Here is a 16,741-nt window from a genome sequence, read left to right as displayed (position 1 = left end):
TCATTGAAAAGAATGGTGGCCCCAGCTGGACTCGAACCAGCGACCGATCGATTATGAGTCGAGTGCTCTAACCAACTGAGCTATGGGGCCATTATATGTATGTGTTAAATCGCTTCTCGCCACTTGCAGTAGCCGCCTTTCACCTAAGCTATGGGGCCATTTCAGCATCTTGATGCTAAGTAACTTAAAGCGCAGGCAGTATAAAAACTTTTCGGCGCTTTGTCATCCGGCTTGTTAGGCTAAGTGGAGTTAATTGCTGATTTTTTAGGCTTAATGGCCTAGAAATAACAAAGGCGCCAATTGGCGCCTTTGTTTTTGCGTTGTGCTTACTCGTCTAAGAAGCTTTTTAATACTTCTGAACGTGAAGGGTGGCGCAATTTACGTAACGCTTTAGCTTCAATTTGACGGATACGCTCGCGTGTTACGTCAAACTGTTTACCTACTTCTTCTAAGGTATGGTCGGTATTCATATCGATACCAAACCGCATCCGTAAAACTTTGGCTTCGCGGGCGGTTAAGCCGGCTAACACCTCGTTGGTAGCGTTTTTCAAGCTCTCCATGGTGGCGGAATCGAGTGGTGATTCACCCGCACCGTCTTCGATAAAGTCGCCTAAATGCGAATCTTCATCATCACCAATGGGCGTTTCCATTGAGATAGGTTCTTTGGCAATTTTCAGCACCTTGCGGATCTTATCTTCTGGCATTTGCATGCGTTCTGATAGTTCTTCAGGTGATGGCTCGCGACCCATTTCTTGCAGCATTTGCCGTGAAATACGATTAAGTTTGTTGATGGTCTCAATCATATGCACTGGAATACGAATAGTCCGTGCTTGGTCAGCAATAGAGCGGGTGATCGCTTGACGGATCCACCAAGTCGCGTAGGTTGAGAACTTGTAACCACGGCGGTATTCGAACTTATCTACAGCCTTCATCAAGCCGATGTTACCTTCCTGAATTAAATCCAGGAATTGTAAGCCACGGTTGGTGTATTTTTTGGCGATAGAGATAACCAAACGTAAGTTAGCTTCAACCATTTCTTTTTTGGCGCGGCGAGCTTTTGCTTCACCAATCGACATGCGACGGTTGATATCTTTAATTTTAAAGATGCTTAGGCCAGTTTCTTCTTCAACTTTTTTCAGCTTTTCAATATTGCGTACTAAGTCTTCCTGCATTTCTTGCAGTTTCGGCGAGTAGGCTTTATTGGCTGCGATCTCGGCTGATAACCAAGCCGTTGAAGTTTCGGCACCGGTAAAGGCTTTCACGAAGTTTTTCTTCGGCATTTTGGCGTATTCAACGCAGTGTTTCATCACTAAGCGTTCTTGCACGCGTACCCGGTCCATCATTTCACGCATGTTTTTCACTAAGCGATCGAACTGCTTAGGCACCAGGCGGAAACAGCGGAAGACTTCGCTCAGTTTTTCAATTTCTTCTTTGGTTGTGGGGTGTTCGCGGCCGTTTTGTACGATGGAGTGACGAGTCACTTCATATTGGGTACGCAACTCAGCAAATTTTACGCGAGCAACTTCTGGATCAGGCCCCGTATCCGTATCGCTATCGTCGCTGTCGCTATCATCATCGCTGTCGTCGTCGGTATCTTTACTGTCATCCTGATGTTCTTCAGGTAAATCAGAGCCGATATTGCTACCCATCACAGGTGCTTCTTCAACTTCGTTCGGATCAATAAAAGCAGAGACAATGTCGCTTAGGCGAATTTCTTCTGCTTCAAACTTATCCCATTGTTCTAACAGGTAAGTAATGGCTTCAGGATATTCAGCAACCGAAGTTTGCACCTGATTGATGCCTTCTTCGATCCGCTTAGCGATAACGATCTCGCCTTCGCGCGTCAACAACTCAACGGTACCCATTTCACGCATGTACATACGTACGGGGTCTGTGGTGCGACCTAATTCTTTATCTACGCTAACTAGCGCTTGAGCAGCTTCTTCCGCAGCGTCTTCATCGGCGGCGGCATCGGACATGATCAGATCATCAGCATCAGGTGCAGTTTCGTACACTTGAATGCCCATATCGTTGATCATACGAACAATATCTTCGATCTGATCTGAATCGATAATGTCTTGTGGAAGGTGATCGTTAACTTCAGCAAAGGTTAGATACCCTTGCTCTTTACCTTTCAGGATCAGGAGTTTTAACTGCGACTGAGGACTTTGCTCCATAGAGACTTATCTTCCACCAAAGTTGATTAATCTAAAAATGCGAACTAGTGATTATAACAAAGCGGGGCTTTTCTAGCCAGCCGCGTTAGCCAACTGTTCGCGGTTTTTTGCTTTTTTAAAGCTCTTAACAGCAAAACATACTCATGTTGTTCTGCTTGTGTTAGTTGTTTTAATTTATCTTTTCGTTCCAACGCTTCTAGTCGTTGTTGTAAATATATATCTTCGATCGAGTGAAACGTGTCGAGAAAATCCTGACTTAATTGTTCCGGTTCGATTTGATGTTCCCATGTAGCTAACTTTAACAGGATGGCATGCTCAGGCAAATCTCGCCAGTATTCCAACAATTGAGCTGTAGTTAGCTCAGGTTTTTCTAATAACAGTTCTTGTATTTTTAATAACAAGCTCATGCCAGGAATGCTTGCTGTTGCCAGTTCGGGAGCGTAGGGCATGACCTTTGCTAAAGACGGATACTGTAATAACAAAGCCATGGCGCGACGCATCGGTGTAATTTTTAGATTAGCACTGGCTGGGCGTGGTGCTACAGGCCTGGCGTTGCTGGGTTTAGTCCGTTGTGTTTTACGGCCTAACAAGTTATCCAGTTTGTCGGTTAATTGCTCGCGGTAAAAACTGCCGGGTATTTGTTTAATTAATTCAGCGCCTTTATTGGCCAGTGCCGATTTACCCGCATCTGTTGCCACATCATGCATCACCAACAAATGCTCGAATAAATATTGTGACAGCGGTTGTGCTTGCTCTAAGCGAGCCAAAAAGGCCTCTTTACCTTCTTTTTGTACCAACGAATCTGGATCTTCGCCATCAGGTAAGAACACAAAGTTAAGTTCTACACCGTCTTTTAATTGCGGCAAGGCATTTTGTAAGGCGCGCCAAGCTGCATCGCGACCGGCGCGATCACCGTCGTAACAACAAATTACCTGCGGAGCATACCGAAACAGTGTATTAATATGATCTGAAGTGGTCGCTGTACCTAAACAGGCTACAGCAAAACGAATGTCATGTTCCGCCAGTGCCACAACGTCCATGTAGCCTTCAACCACTAACAGTCGGCTTAGATGACCAGGTTGTTGGCGTGCTTCATATAAACCGTAAAGCTCCCGACCTTTATGAAATAAGGTTGTTTCGGGTGAATTAAGGTATTTGGGTTGCCCATCACCGAGTACTCGACCACCAAAAGCAATGACCCGTCCGCGCTTATCGCGGATCGGAAACATCAGTCGGTCACGGAAAAAATCAAACTCACGGCCATTTTCGTTGCGGCTAATCAGTTTTAATTGTAACAACTGATCTCGTATCGCTTTACCACCTTGGCCGCTGAGTACTTTCATCAGTGCGTCCCAGCTCTCTGGGGCATAGCCTAGTTGAAATTCGGCAGCGGTTTGGGCACTCAAACCACGACGAGCTAAATACGCTTGCACTTCCGCTGCTTTACTATGCTGTTGTAACTGCTGCTGATAAAAATCAGCCGCTTTTTGCATCAAGCTATAATCATCGGCTTGCGGTGCCGGCCTGTGCGGTTGGTTGCCTTGCTCACGCGGCACTTCCATATGCAGATCTTTGGCAAGCTCTTCAATCGATTCAACAAATTCTAGCTGCTCAAACTCCATCATGAAGGTGATGGCATTACCGTGCGCGCCACAACCAAAGCAATGATAAAACTGCTTATCGGGGCTAACGGTAAAAGAGGGGCTTTTTTCGTTATGAAAAGGGCAGCAAGCGGTGTAGTTGCGACTACCTGCTTTTTTTAACGGTACGCGTTTATCGATCAGCTCGACAATATCGGTACGAGCCAGTAAATCATCGATAAATTGACGGGGAATTTGTCCTGCCACTTTTGTCCTTTTTAATGCTGTTTCAGAAAAAGACAAACCGTGTTACAAGAACACGGTGTGCAGATAAAGCATGTTTCGAAAGCGGCAAGTGATTAACTTGGCAGTAGCACTGCGCTCCGCTTTCTACCGACAACCGGCAGCTGTAGATTAGTACAGGCGGATACGGCGTGCGTTTTCGCGAGAAAGCTTCTTAGCATGACGTTTTACCGCTGCTGCTTTCTTACGCTTACGAATCCAAGTTGGTTTTTCATAGAACTCTTTTGCACGTACGTCTGCTAATACGCCGGCTTTTTCACAAGAGCGCTTGAAACGACGTAAAGCTACGTCAAAGGGTTCGTTTTCTTTTACTTTAACTACAGGCATTAAATTCTCACCTCAGGCCAAAACTGGTTGTCGTTAACCAATACGATTAAAAATGGTGCGGTATTTTACGCAAAAAGCGCCCCAGATGTAAAGCGCTTATGCGATCTTAAATCAGATCATCTGGCTATAGGTGCTGCAAGCCGTTACAATGCGCGTTTTCAGGGCGGCAATCATAACGGAAAAAAGCAGCGTCTGCTTGCGTTTTTCTGCATTTTCGTCGTGCTTGGCGCAAATAATCTGCTGAGGCTCCAAGAATGCGTGTATTAGGTATCGAAACCTCTTGTGATGAAACCGGTATCGCCATTTATGATGGTGAAAAAGGGCTGCTTAGCCATGTGTTATACAGCCAAATCCCTATTCATGCTGATTACGGTGGCGTGGTGCCTGAGTTAGCGTCACGCGATCATGTGCGCAAAACCTTACCCTTGATTAAACAAGCTTTAAAAGAAGCCGGTTTAACGGCAGCAGATATTGATGGTGTTGCTTATACGGCGGGGCCAGGTTTGGCTGGCGCCTTGTTGGTGGGGGCCACTTTGGGACGCAGCTTAGCTTTTGCATGGCAGAAACCGGCGCTGGCGGTGCATCATATGGAAGGGCATTTACTGGCGCCAATGCTTGAAGAAGACGTACCGGCCTTTCCGTTTTTAGCATTATTAGTGTCGGGCGGCCATACGCAATTAGTGGCGGTAGAGGGCATTGGTCAATACCGTTTACTGGGCGAGTCAATTGATGATGCCGCCGGTGAAGCTTTTGATAAAACAGCGAAGTTAATGGGTTTAGATTACCCTGGTGGCCCGTTACTGGCTAAGTTAGCGAAAACGGGCGATGCTGAAAAATACCCATTCCCGCGGCCGATGACTGACCGTCCTGGTTTAGATTTTAGTTTTAGCGGTTTAAAAACAGCAGCCTCTATGGTAATTCAAAAAGAAGGCAACGCTTTACAGGTGCAAGCGGATATTGCCGCATCATTCCAGCAAGCAGTGGTTGATACCCTTTTGATTAAATGCCGTCGTGCCTTGGCAGAAACCGGCTATAAACGTTTAGTGATTGCCGGTGGGGTTAGCGCGAATGAATCGCTGCAACAGCAATTAGCCGAGTTGCTCAGTAGTTTAGGGGGGAAGGTGTATTATCCGCGCAAGGAGTTTTGTACCGACAATGGCGCGATGATTGCGTTTGCGGGTTATCAGCGTTTAAAGGCTGGGCAACAGCAAGATTTAACCATAGGTGTAACGCCACGTTGGCCGCTAGAGCAGTTACCTGCGCTTTAAAGTTCTCGGGTGCTTATTCACGCACCCGTTTTGATTTATCCCAAATTTTACTTTCTTGGCCGCGGTAGAGGCGCAAAATGTTTTCACGATGCCGTGCAATAATCAGCAGGCTAAGCATAAACACCGGCAGGGTATATAAAGGTTTAATCCACCAGGTAAATAGCGGTGCCAAAGCCACGGTCATTATTGCGCCCAGCGAAGAGTAACCCGTCACTAATACCACTGTTAGCCAAGAGCCAATTAATAAACCCGCTAAATCTAAGCCAATCGGCATCATTGCTCCTAACGCGGTGGCAACGGCTTTTCCGCCTTTAAAACCAAAAAATATCGGATAAATGTGACCGATACAGGCGCAAATACCCACAGCCCCTAACCATACCGGTTCGATTTTTAAGAAATAAGAGCCCCAAACTGGAATAGTGCCTTTGAGAATATCGAACACTAAGACCAAAACGGCCGGGAATTTACCGCCAAGGCGCAGCACATTGGTGGTACCCGGGTTACCCGAGCCATGAAAACGCGGGTCAGGTAAGCGAAAAAGTTGGCAAACCAGCACAGCTGAGGAGATAGAACCTAGCAGGTAAGCAATAAGCATCATTAACAAGATCAGCAGGGTCATTCCATGGTTCCTCAGCACCCTTTTTTACGATACTATTGCGGCATAATTGTCGGACAGCAAAATACGGGCGTTGCTGTATATATTCTATCCGACCAGCCTACCTGAAATGAAAAATAACGCAATGCGGAATTAACTGGATGGACATCGTTTTTATCAAGCAGCTACAGGTTGATACCGTGATTGGCGTGTACGACTGGGAAAAAACAATCAAGCAGCGCTTGCTGTTAGATCTTCGCCTAACCGCCGATCAGCGGGCTGCCGCTCAAGCAGATGATATTCGCTTAACACTTGATTATGCGGTGATTAGTGCCCGCGTGATTGAGTTGATTACTGCCGAACCTATTGAATTAATTGAAACCGTGGCTGAGCGCGTGGCGCATTTGTTATTAACAGAATTTAGTACCAGCCAAGTGGAAGTGACGGTCAGTAAACCCGGTGCGGTGCCTCAAGCGCAAACGGTCGGGGTACAGATCACGCGCTTTGCGCCAGAGGTTAATCACTGATGCCACGTATTTATATCAGTGTAGGTTCTAACATTAATCGTGATTTTCACGTGCGCCATGGTGTACGCGCCTTAGTCAGTGAACTGAGTGCGGTAACGTTATCTTCAGTTTATCAAAGTGAAGCCGTGGGTTTTGTTGGCGATGACTTTTTTAATATGGTGCTGGGTGCAGACACCGATTTATCTATTGTTGATTGCATTAGTTTATTAAAGCGCATTGAAGATCAATTTGGTCGCGTGCGTGGTGCCGAGAAGTTTTCTGGTCGTACTCTGGATTTAGATTTGTTGACGTACGATCAGCAAATTTGTGATTCACCCGTGGTGTTACCTCGGGCAGAAATTACCGAGAATGCTTTTGTACTGTGGCCTTTGGCTGAAATTGCCGCAGATGAGATCCATCCTACCACCGGTTTAAGCTATGCCGCTTTATGGCAGGGCTACAACCAATCCCAAAAAATATGGCCCGTTGAATTTTCATGGAGTGAGCCAACTTGAGTACCATTGAAGTTATTATCCTGTCTTTAATCCAAGGATTAACCGAATTTTTACCTATTTCCTCTTCGGCCCATTTAATTTTGCCGTCTGCCGTTTTTGGTTGGCAAGATCAGGGTATTGCTTTTGATGTCGCGGTGCATGTCGGTACCTTGTTGGCAGTGATGTTGTATTTTCGACAGGATATTGGCAATTTAACGGTGGGTTGGGTGAAAAGCCTCGGTGGTCACCACAGCACGGATAGCAAGTTAGCATGGTGGGTGATCTTAGCCACAATCCCCGCAGCCCTTGCCGGCTTATTGGCGGCCGATTTAATTGAAACCTTTTTACGTTCACCTTGGGTGATTGCTATCACTACCATCGTTTTTGGTTTGGCGCTATGGTGGGCTGATGTCACGGCAAAACAGCATATTCCGATGAATGCATTAACCTTAAAGCAAACCTTGTTTATTGGTTTTGCCCAAGCTATTGCCTTAATCCCAGGTACGTCGCGTTCGGGGATCACCATGACGGCGGCTATGTTAATTGGTTTAGATAAAGTCAGTGCTGCGCGTTTTTCTTTTTTACTGTCTATCCCGATCATCGTGCTCAGCGGTGGCTATCAGGCCAGCAAACTGCTCAGTGAGCCAGCCGAATATGATATGGGCGGCATCTTGTTAGGGGTATTGCTATCCTTTATCAGTGCCACCATTTGTATTCACTTCTTCTTAAAGATTATCAGCCGCATGGGCATGTTGCCCTTTGTCATTTACCGCATGTTGCTAGGTATCGGCTTGATGGCGTTTTTAAGCTTGTCTGCGAGCTAATTACCGTTTAGCGTTTGTTGTGCGTGGCTAATGGCTTGCAAGCGAGCTAGTTGCAAGGCCTCTTTAATGGCGGGCCCGGTGATGCCTTGTGTAATCAGGGCTTTTGCACTAACCGCCATCGCTGCTTCGGCCAGCTTGGGTAACAGAACGGCAGGGTGATAATCCGCTTGTTCAAAGCCTGTTCTACCGCGCAAATCAGCGGTACAGCACAGTAAAATATCGCTCAAACGCTCAGGCTTTCGCCACAAGTCGATAGCGTTAAACAGCTTTAATACGGTTTTAGCATTAAGTTCTGCGGCACGATGGATCAGCTGATGGTATTCACAGACCAACAATGCCAGATCGCGACAGTCGTTGGGTACGCGTAGTCTTTTACATAATGCCGTAATGAGCGCTAAGCCACGATGTTCATGACCATGATGGGCGGGTAATTCTGCTGTTGGTGTCGCCCCTTTACCTACATCATGCACCAAAGCAGCAAAGCGGATGTCTAAGCGTTGACTTAACGCGGCCGCTTGTTGCAGCACTAATAAGCTATGAATACCGCTATCAATTTCTGGATGCCATTTTTCGGGTTGTGGTACACCCCAAAGCGCGGCAAGTTCGGGCATCAAAACCGACAGTGCACCACATTGCTGTAATAACTGAAAATAAGCAGCAGGGTGCTCGGTATTTAACGCTTTAGCGGTTTCAACCCAAACGCGCTCCGCACTGAGTGTGGTTAATTCACCGTGCTGACTAAGCTGTGTCATCAGTGCTAAGGTTTCAGGCGCTACAGTAAAACTAAGATGCGCATAACGCGCATAAAAGCGCGCAACACGAAGCACGCGCAGTGGATCTTCAACAAAGGCGTCAGAGACATGGCGTAGCTGTTTTTGCTCGATATCACGCTGGCCGTGGAAAGGATCTATATAGTTTCCTGCTGAGTCTTGGGCGATGGCATTGATGGTCAGATCGCGCCGGGCTAAATCTTGTTCCAAAGTGACATCTGGGGCGGCGTATACCGTAAAACCAGTATAACCTGAACCTGCTTTGCGCTCTGTGCGCGCTAAGGCATACTCTTCTTTCGTTTTCGGGTGCAGGAATACCGGGAAGTCTTTACCGACTTGTTGGTAGCCTTGGCTGAGTAATTCTGCGGGTGTTGCCCCGACAACCACCCAATCGCGTTCGTGAAAAGGGTAACCGAGTAATTGATCGCGTACTGCGCCGCCGACAAGATAAATTTGCACAAGCTTTCCTGCTGCTGGTTTTTTTGCCATTATACCTGCCTTGCGATGAAATGCAGTGCTAAAGGAATGTGATGTACACCGGATTTTTTGGTTTAAACAGTGCGCCATTTTCAATAGCGCCGAATCCCGACTTTATGTATCTCAGCCCACGTCATGCTGAAGCGTTAGCGCATTTGCGTTATGGCTTGGGGGATGCCGGCGGCTTTGTGCTACTCACCGGCGAAGTAGGTACCGGTAAAACGACCGTCTCACGCAGTTTGCTGCAAGAGTTAGACGAGACCACCGATGTGGCGTTTATTCTTAACCCCACGTTATCGGAATTAGAATTACTGGCGGCCATTTGTGACGAGTTGAAAATTCGTTACCGCAAAACTGATGCGAGCTTAAAACTATTAGGCGACAAAATTACCCAACGGCTGCAAAAAAACCATGATGCCGGCAAGAAAACCATTTTAATTATTGATGAAGCCCAGCATTTACAGCCTGCTGTATTGGAACAGTTACGCTTGCTCACCAATTTAGAAACAAACACCAAAAAATTATTGCAGGTGATTTTAATTGGCCAGCCAGAATTACAGCAGCTGTTGCAACGTAACGATTTACGGCAATTAGCTCAGCGTATTACGGCGCGTTATCATTTATTGCCGCTTAATTTAGCCGAAGTGCAGCAATATATGCGTTATCGTCTGCAAGTGGCGGGTTGTCAGCGACCGGTATTCAGTGACAAGGCGGTGAAAAAACTGTTTGAATTAAGCGGCGGTATTCCACGGTTATTGAATTTACTCGCCGACAGAGCGTTATTAGCAGCCTATAGTCAACAGCAAGCGTTAGTCGAATTAACACATGTGCAACGGGCCGCAGCCGAAATTTTGCCTAGTCACCCAGCCACAAGTCAGCGACAAGCTTTACCTAACTGGTTATGGCCGCTGTTAGCGCTATTAGGTATAATACTTGGGTTTTTATTGGCGCTACAAATTGTGCCGATACTGCGCGGAGAGTAAAGATTATGTCCATTTTAATGGATGCGTTAAAACAGCAACAACCCGCACCTCAGGTGCCATCCACCTTTTGGCGCAATGTGGCAATTAGCCTTGCCTTAATTTTAGCCACTACCCTTGGTTTTGTAGCCGGTTATATGCTGTTAGCCAGCAAACAATCGCCAAGCGATGTGACTCAACCGGTCGCACTGATCCCCGAGGCAGCGCAACCCGCAGGCCCAGCGTTAATCGCAAAAACCCTAGAGACCAAAGCGGTTGAAGCACCGGTGGTTGCAACAACAGAGCCAGAACCGGCCGCTGAGCCAGAGCGTTTTGCGCCTGAGCCACAGGTGGTAACTGTGACAGCGAATACACCACAAGCCGAGCCGGTGAACGAGCCGGAAATCTCGGCTGAGTTACGTGAGCGTTTTGCCAGTGCACTGGCCGAAACAGCAGGTAATCCGCGTTCTGCCTCGAATAATCTGACAACACACAGCGCGCCGGCGCAAGATATTGCCATGCTGGATCTTACGTTACAGCGGCAATTACCGAAGTTACGTTTTGAAGCCCATGTTTTTGCTACCCAGCCCGCTCAGCGTTGGGTGAAAGTAAATGGTAAATCATTACAAGAAGGGCAATGGATCACGGCTGATGTGCGCTTACGGGAAATTACACCGCAATATGTGTTGCTCGAATTTGGCCAACAACTTTTTAGCATGCGAGCGTTAAGCGAGTGGTGAGTTACAAATAGTTACGCACTTCTAAACCATATTTTCTTAAATCAACACAGCCTTCTATTTGCTCTTCTTGCTGCCGCGATAAATCAATGACTCGCGGCGGCAGATGATGTTGATGCACACTGTGGTAAAATACCTTTACCCGTGGCAACGTCGGCTTTTTCTGATTATTCTCCAGTACTAAGGCTAGCCGCCCAGTTGTTAAGCGAACCACGCTACCCGGCGGGTAAACGCCAATACATTTAATGAATAATTGTAATAAACTATTATCCAATTGTGCTGGCGCCATCGCCATCAGTTGCCGGACCACATTAAGGGGATTCACGTAGCTGGTTTGCACGTTACTTAATTTCTCATACAAATTAACGATGGTTAGCATACGGCTACCATTACTGATTTGTTGTTCTTGCAGTGGCGGTGAGCCACTGCCATCTAAAAAGGCACAATGTTGGCTGATCCAAAAAGACACTTCACCAGCCAAAGCCGTGCTTTGCTGCAACACCATCAAACTGGTACTAATGGCGTTCGCATCGGGTTGTTGCAACAGCATCGGCTGTTGTGCTTTACCCACATCATGCAGCAAGGCTGCCGTGATCAGGTTTTGAACTTTGTGTTTGGGGAAATTTAAAAAACGAGCAAAAGCGGCCATATAAACGGCACAGTTAATGGAGTGTTGTAGCAGCATATCGCTTTTTTCGGCGATACGAGTCAGATACAGCAAAACATCCGGATTGCGACTAACCGAATCAAATAACCCGGCACTGACTTCATGTACCAGGCTCAAATCAATAGGCTCTTCGTTGGCGGCGGCTTTTAGCACCTGCTGCTGTGTTTTTTTAGTTTGCTCTAAACTGCGCTCGGCTTTGGGTTGCTCTTCGGCAAATACTGCGCGAAATGCTTCGGGCTCTTTTTCAGGTGGTGGCGGTTTTGTTTCGACTGGGCGTGGGGTCAGTTGTTTGCTCGGGTCAATGGCAACCACAAGCACGCCTTGATTTTTTAAATTGCGGATGCTTTCACGTGTGCGGACAAAGCCAGCATGTTTGATGGCCAGTTGTCCGGTTTGCTCCAGCACTTTGACAATATAGCTGCCGGGCTGTAATTGGGCTATCGACACTCTTTGATATGGCATCTAATGATCTTTGCATCCGTGGAAAGTGTTGAGACTCAAATAAGTCGTATTTCTAGCATAGCAAAAAGCCCGTATTTAAGCGGGCTTTTTTAGTAGCATAAGCGTCTATTTTGCCGCGTTAACCGACGTTTTCAGCCATTGTCATTAACGAGGCATTTCCGCCAGCTGCTGTGGTGTTGATGGTAATGGTTTTTTCAGTGACTAAGCGATGTAACATTCGTTCATCGGCAGGCGCGGTGATTAACGGCAGTATTGCACCTTCACGCGCGGCGATGAGTTCTGCTGCCAGCGGTTTTAAAGCACTGCTGACTTCAATCACGGCACCGGCCAGATCGGTATGCGCTAACAACGTCGTTAAGCAATCTAAGCGAACTACCGCTAACAGATGTTGTGGCATACCGGCAGCAATTAACGCTTTAATACAGGCTTCCGCTTCGATAACATCATCTTCTTCAACCGCGGTGATCACGGCATTACCTGCGGCTAAAGCAGTAATAATGCTTAATAACCAATGGCTAAAACTGCTGGTGTCATCACGCAATAACGCTAAGATCCCGCGTGGATCTAACGTTAAAGTGTTGCTTTCACCTGTCGGCCCCGGCAGATTTATCGGCCGTTGCAGCTCCAGTTCAACACGTTGTAACTTGCTGCGTGCCACGGTTAACACTTGCTCTAAATCAGGCTCTTGTCGACTTACAACCTTGTTAGAAGCCAAAGAGGCTAAGAACTGCCGTAACACCGATGTACGCTGGTTAATGGGTAAGGCTGCCCATTTATGCTGGGCAATATCCGCCGCTGGCATGGCATAAGCCACGGCACGGCTGGTGGTTTCTGCCAGCAAACGCACTTTTTTACCTGCATCTAACGCTGGGCAATCAACACTCAGGTTATCTTTGACCAAGCGCTGCAAATACAGTGGGCCACCGGCTTTGGGGCCGGTACCCGATAAACCACGACCACCAAAGGGTTGCACACCAACCACGGCACCGATCATGTTACGGTTTACGTAAATATTTCCGGCTTTAATTTCACGGCGAACTTTTTGCGTTAACTGATCAATACGACTGTGCACACCGGTGGTTAGGCCATAGCCGGTGGCATTGATTTGCGCAATCACGTTATCAATCTCTTCTGCTTTAAAGCGAATAATATGCACCACAGGGCCAAACACTTCACGCTCTAACACGGTGAGATCGCTAATTTCGTATAAGTGTGGTGCAAAGAAGAAATGCTCACCTTCTGCTGGGATCGGACAAGCAAAATGCAGCGTCGCTTTATCTTGTAAATACTGTACATGATTGGTTAAACGCTCATGTGCTTTGCTATCGATAACCGGGCCTAAATCGGTGCTTAACCACGCTGGATCTCCAACGTGTAGCTCTGCCATGGCGCCTTTGATCATGGTGATAATTTTATCTGCAACATCTTCTTGTAGGAACAACACCCGTAAGGCGGAGCAGCGCTGCCCCGCGCTTTGGAAACCCGAAGAGATCACATCATCGACCACTTGCTCAGGCAACGCTGTCGAGTCGACAATCATACAGTTTTGACCGCCAGTTTCCGCAATAAGCGGCACAGGTTCACCGCCGCGCTCAGCTAATTTACGGGCGATCCAACAACCGGTTTCTGTTGAGCCGGTAAACATCACACCTTGCACACGCAGATCCGGCACAATGTGTTCACCCACTTGGCGCCCTGGTGCAATGACCAACTGCACCACATGCTTAGGCATGCCGCATTCGCTTAACAGCTCGAGCGTCCTTACGGCAACTAAGCTGGTTTGCTCTGCCGGTTTGGCAACAACAGTATTACCGGCAACAATAGCGGCGGCCACTTGGCCGATAAAAATCGCCAGCGGGAAATTCCATGGGCTAATACATAAGAACACGCCACGGGCTTGTTGTGGTTTAGCGAACAACAGCTCAGCTTGATGCGCGTAATAACGACAAAAATCAACCGCTTCTCTTACTTCTGCTACAGCATCGGCCAGCACTTTACCGGCTTCTTTAACGCAAAGGGTCAGTAATTCATCTTGATGTGCTTCCATGGCATCGGCTAAACGACGTAACAAGGCGGCACGCTCCGCAACCGGCGTATCGGCCCAACTGGCAAAAGCGGCATCGGCATCGCTTAACATTTGCTGCATGGCTTCAGGGGTAGCATATTGCAGGTAACCAATCACTTCTTTTAAGTTAGCCGGGTTTACTACCGCTACGTCATCCGCGTCGCTGCTCACGACGTGCAGTTTGTCTTCCCACTCTTCCATACTTTGTTTTAGCGGCGTTAGCTGGTTGATGTCGGTGAGATCTAAACCCCGCGAGTTATTGCGGCTGTGACCAAATAAAGCGATAGGCAGTGGAATGCCTGGGTTACGTTTACTTTGCCAACCTTTCACGATTTCTACCGGGTCATGCAGTAAGGATTCAACCGGTATAGAATCGTCGATAATGTTGTTAACAAAAGAGCTGTTGGCACCGTTTTCTAATAAACGACGCACCAGATAGGCTAATAAGTCAGAGTGTTCGCCAACCGGGGCATAGATGCGGCACGGGATCTTTTCATTTTCGACAATCAGATCATAAAGTGCATCACCCATACCGTGCAGACGTTGGAATTCAAAGCCAGTCAGATCACCCGCCATTTCAATAATGGTGGCGACGGTATAGGCATTGTGCGTGGCAAATTGTGGGTAAATACTGTCACGATAACTGAGCAGCTTTTTGGCACAAGCTTGATATGAGACATCGGTAGCCGGTTTGCGGCTAAATACTGGGAAGTCGGCTAAACCTTCTACTTGCGATAACTTAATTTCAGTATCCCAATAGGCACCTTTTACTAAGCGCACCATCATTTTACGGCCAACTTTAACCGTTAACTCGCGCAGCCATTCAATGACATAAAAGCCACGTTTTTGATAGGCTTGTACGGCTAAACCAAAGCCTTCCCAACCATCCAGATCGGGGTCGCTAAACACTTTGGCAATCACATCTAACGACATGTCTAAGCGGTCAGCTTCTTCCGCATCCACGGTAAAGCCGATATCGTATTTTTTAGCGGCTAATGCCAGTTGTTTTAAGCGCGGCACTAGTTCGGCATGCACCCGATCTAAATGGCTAAATTCATAGCGTGGGTGAATAGCCGATAATTTTACCGAGATACCCGGGCTAACAATGGGGCCACGACCTTTGGCTGCTTTACCAATAGCTTCAATGGCGGTTAAATAAGCCTCAAAATAGCGATCTGCATCGGCCATGGTACGGGCGCCTTCGCCCAGCATATCGTAAGAATAACTAAACCCTTTGGCTTCCATGACGTTAGCACGTTCTAGTGCTTTATCAATGGTGGTACCCAAGACAAATTGCGTACCCATAATTTGCATGGCATAGCGCACGGCTTGGCGGATCACTGGCTCGCCTAAGCGACCACAAGTACGCTTGAGCAAACCAAATTGTTGTTTTTTCTCGTCATCAGAATAATTAACTAATTTACCTGTGACCAATAAGCCCCAGCTTGAAATGTTCACAAATAATGAGCTGCTGTTGCCTAGGTGAGCACTCCAATCGCCTTGCGATAATTTATCGCGGATCAGTCGATCGGCTGTTAGGCTGTCAGGCACACGCAGCAAGGCTTCGGCTAGGCACATTAATACCAAGCCTTCTTCTGTCGACAGTGAAAACTCGTTTAATAGGGCATCAACCCCGCCTTTACCCACCTGCGCTTGGCGAATATATAAAACCAGTTGCCGTGCACGCTCCCAGGCCCGACTGCGTGTTTTCGCATCCACTTCTGCCTGTGGCAACAAAAAGTCTAGAACGTCATCTTCATCGGCGCGGTAATAATCGCGAATGAGTTGGCGGATAGGGTCTGTGGTGACCAAAGAACCATTAAACAGCATAGAATTATCCTGATTGTCGATACGTGAATTGGCGCTGTCATTTATGACTCGCACGAACATGCCTTTGGCTTTGTTGTTATCAGCGGCATTTTAGAGAAAAGACCACAGCATAGGGTGGTTATTTTTGCGGTTTAACCGTATATAATTCTGTCAACAATATCAAATACCCAAGAAAATACTGCTATGAACTCGAACCCCAAAGCGAAAGCACTTGATCGTATTGACATCAGTATTCTCGATACGTTGCAAAAAGAAGGTCGAATTGCCAATGTTGACTTAGCCAAAAAAGTCAATTTAAGTGCAAGCCCGTGTATTGATAGAGTAAAACGTCTTGAAAAAGAAGGGTTTATTGAAGGTTATGGCGCAAGGCTGAATAGTGGCAAATTAGGTTATGGCACCGCGGCTTTTATACAAGTAACGTTAGATAGAACCACCAGTGATGTGTTTGATAAGTTTCGCGATGCCGTGGTGCAGATCCCGGAAGTGGCAGAGTGTCATATGGTTGCTGGGGGCTTTGATTATTTACTGAAACTGCGCTTACCGACGATGGAAGCTTATCGGCAGATCCTTGCCAAGATAGTCGATTTACCCGGCGTAGCGCAAACCCACACCTATGTGGTGATTGAGCAAGTGAAAAACGACCGCGGTTTACCTTTAAAAACACATGCTGATGCCAGCACGCCCCCGCAATAGGGGCGTT

General features: G+C 47.2%; 14 protein-coding genes and 1 tRNA gene. 7 read left to right on the top strand and 8 right to left on the bottom strand.

Annotated features, from left to right (window positions below):
• Window positions 1-13: 13 nt before the first annotated feature.
• From ACUJFL_RS16270 to rpsU, 4 genes are all read right to left on the bottom strand, one after another.
• Window positions 14-90 (bottom strand) — tRNA-Ile (locus ACUJFL_RS16270).
• Window positions 91-326: 236 nt separating this feature from the next.
• Window positions 327-2,177, bottom strand: a complete 1,851-nt coding sequence (gene rpoD / locus ACUJFL_RS16265; RefSeq protein WP_226751719.1) for an RNA polymerase sigma factor RpoD — start codon at window positions 2,175-2,177, stop codon at window positions 327-329.
• Between the two features lie 44 nt (window positions 2,178-2,221).
• A complete protein-coding gene (gene dnaG / locus ACUJFL_RS16260) occupies window positions 2,222-4,024 on the bottom strand; it encodes a DNA primase (RefSeq protein WP_445428023.1) in 1,803 nt (600 codons plus the stop codon).
• Between the two features lie 147 nt (window positions 4,025-4,171).
• Window positions 4,172-4,387: a 30S ribosomal protein S21 gene (rpsU, locus tag ACUJFL_RS16255; RefSeq protein ID WP_189430033.1), complete on the bottom strand. Its 216-nt coding sequence runs from the start codon at window positions 4,385-4,387 to the stop codon at window positions 4,172-4,174.
• A 254-nt stretch (window positions 4,388-4,641) separates the two neighbouring features.
• Between rpsU and tsaD the strand changes: the two genes are divergently transcribed.
• Window positions 4,642-5,655, top strand: a complete 1,014-nt coding sequence (gene tsaD, locus ACUJFL_RS16250; protein ID WP_226751722.1) for a tRNA (adenosine(37)-N6)-threonylcarbamoyltransferase complex transferase subunit TsaD — start codon at window positions 4,642-4,644, stop codon at window positions 5,653-5,655.
• Between the two features lie 13 nt (window positions 5,656-5,668).
• On the opposite strand, the gene plsY is transcribed toward tsaD, so the two are convergent.
• Window positions 5,669-6,274, bottom strand: a complete 606-nt coding sequence (gene plsY / locus ACUJFL_RS16245; protein ID WP_229587069.1) for a glycerol-3-phosphate 1-O-acyltransferase PlsY — start codon at window positions 6,272-6,274, stop codon at window positions 5,669-5,671.
• 137 nt (window positions 6,275-6,411) lie between these two features.
• Between plsY and folB the strand changes: the two genes are divergently transcribed.
• The 3 genes from folB to ACUJFL_RS16230 are packed head-to-tail and all read left to right on the top strand — an operon-like array spanning window position 6,412 to window position 8,074.
• The gene (gene folB / locus ACUJFL_RS16240) at window positions 6,412-6,777 is read left to right on the top strand and encodes a dihydroneopterin aldolase (protein WP_306177829.1); all 366 of its coding nucleotides are present in this window, start codon (window positions 6,412-6,414) and stop codon (window positions 6,775-6,777) included.
• Window positions 6,777-7,271: a 2-amino-4-hydroxy-6-hydroxymethyldihydropteridine diphosphokinase gene (folK, locus tag ACUJFL_RS16235; protein WP_226751725.1), complete on the top strand. Its 495-nt coding sequence runs from the start codon at window positions 6,777-6,779 to the stop codon at window positions 7,269-7,271. Before folB ends, folK begins: the two co-directional genes overlap by 1 nt.
• Window positions 7,268-8,074, top strand: coding sequence for an undecaprenyl-diphosphate phosphatase (locus ACUJFL_RS16230; RefSeq protein ID WP_445425483.1), 807 nt, complete (start codon window positions 7,268-7,270; stop codon window positions 8,072-8,074). Before folK ends, ACUJFL_RS16230 begins: the two co-directional genes overlap by 4 nt.
• Here ACUJFL_RS16230 and ACUJFL_RS16225 read toward each other — a convergent pair.
• Window positions 8,071-9,303, bottom strand: a complete 1,233-nt coding sequence (locus ACUJFL_RS16225; RefSeq protein ID WP_445429103.1) for a multifunctional CCA addition/repair protein — start codon at window positions 9,301-9,303, stop codon at window positions 8,071-8,073. The genes ACUJFL_RS16230 and ACUJFL_RS16225 overlap by 4 nt on opposite strands.
• A gap of 71 nt (window positions 9,304-9,374) precedes the next feature.
• On the opposite strand from ACUJFL_RS16225, the gene ACUJFL_RS16220 reads away from it, so the two are divergent.
• Together ACUJFL_RS16220 and ACUJFL_RS16215 are read left to right on the top strand one after the other, a co-directional pair.
• The gene (locus ACUJFL_RS16220; protein ID WP_306177827.1) at window positions 9,375-10,304 is read left to right on the top strand and encodes an ExeA family protein; all 930 of its coding nucleotides are present in this window, start codon (window positions 9,375-9,377) and stop codon (window positions 10,302-10,304) included.
• A gap of 5 nt (window positions 10,305-10,309) precedes the next feature.
• Entirely contained in the window at window positions 10,310-11,020 is a 711-nt protein-coding gene (locus tag ACUJFL_RS16215) for a general secretion pathway protein GspB (RefSeq protein WP_445428022.1), read from the top strand.
• Window position 11,021: 1 nt separating this feature from the next.
• On the opposite strand, the gene ACUJFL_RS16210 is transcribed toward ACUJFL_RS16215, so the two are convergent.
• The gene (locus ACUJFL_RS16210) at window positions 11,022-12,146 is read right to left on the bottom strand and encodes an HD-GYP domain-containing protein (protein ID WP_445428021.1); all 1,125 of its coding nucleotides are present in this window, start codon (window positions 12,144-12,146) and stop codon (window positions 11,022-11,024) included.
• Window positions 12,147-12,264: 118 nt separating this feature from the next.
• A complete protein-coding gene (gene putA, locus ACUJFL_RS16205; protein WP_445429102.1) occupies window positions 12,265-16,041 on the bottom strand; it encodes a bifunctional proline dehydrogenase/L-glutamate gamma-semialdehyde dehydrogenase PutA in 3,777 nt (1,258 codons plus the stop codon).
• Between the two features lie 183 nt (window positions 16,042-16,224).
• Between putA and ACUJFL_RS16200 the strand changes: the two genes are divergently transcribed.
• Window positions 16,225-16,734: an Lrp/AsnC ligand binding domain-containing protein gene (locus tag ACUJFL_RS16200; protein ID WP_226751731.1), complete on the top strand. Its 510-nt coding sequence runs from the start codon at window positions 16,225-16,227 to the stop codon at window positions 16,732-16,734.
• The last annotated feature ends 7 nt before the right edge of the window (window positions 16,735-16,741 follow it).

It is taken from the genome of Alishewanella sp. HL-SH05, assembly GCF_052655985.1.
Note: the sequence above shows the minus strand (reverse complement) of the source record. Positions and strands in the feature narration are given on the sequence as shown.

Excerpts from the sequence above, each read along its gene's own strand:
- rpoD (WP_226751719.1), bottom strand. The coding sequence starts at position 2,177 with ATGGAGCAAAGTCCTCAGTCGCAGTTAAAACTCCTGATCCTGAAAGGT.
- ACUJFL_RS16210 (WP_445428021.1), bottom strand. The coding sequence starts at position 12,146 with ATGCCATATCAAAGAGTGTCGATAGCCCAATTACAGCCCGGCAGCTAT.
- ACUJFL_RS16220 (WP_306177827.1), top strand. The coding sequence starts at position 9,375 with ATGTACACCGGATTTTTTGGTTTAAACAGTGCGCCATTTTCAATAGCG.
- ACUJFL_RS16215 (WP_445428022.1), top strand. The coding sequence starts at position 10,310 with ATGTCCATTTTAATGGATGCGTTAAAACAGCAACAACCCGCACCTCAG.
- folB (WP_306177829.1), top strand. The coding sequence starts at position 6,412 with ATGGACATCGTTTTTATCAAGCAGCTACAGGTTGATACCGTGATTGGC.
- tsaD (WP_226751722.1), top strand. The coding sequence starts at position 4,642 with ATGCGTGTATTAGGTATCGAAACCTCTTGTGATGAAACCGGTATCGCC.
- plsY (WP_229587069.1), bottom strand. The coding sequence starts at position 6,274 with ATGACCCTGCTGATCTTGTTAATGATGCTTATTGCTTACCTGCTAGGT.
- folK (WP_226751725.1), top strand. The coding sequence starts at position 6,777 with ATGCCACGTATTTATATCAGTGTAGGTTCTAACATTAATCGTGATTTT.
- putA (WP_445429102.1), bottom strand. The coding sequence starts at position 16,041 with ATGCTGTTTAATGGTTCTTTGGTCACCACAGACCCTATCCGCCAACTC.
- rpsU (WP_189430033.1), bottom strand. The coding sequence starts at position 4,387 with ATGCCTGTAGTTAAAGTAAAAGAAAACGAACCCTTTGACGTAGCTTTA.
- ACUJFL_RS16200 (WP_226751731.1), top strand. The coding sequence starts at position 16,225 with ATGAACTCGAACCCCAAAGCGAAAGCACTTGATCGTATTGACATCAGT.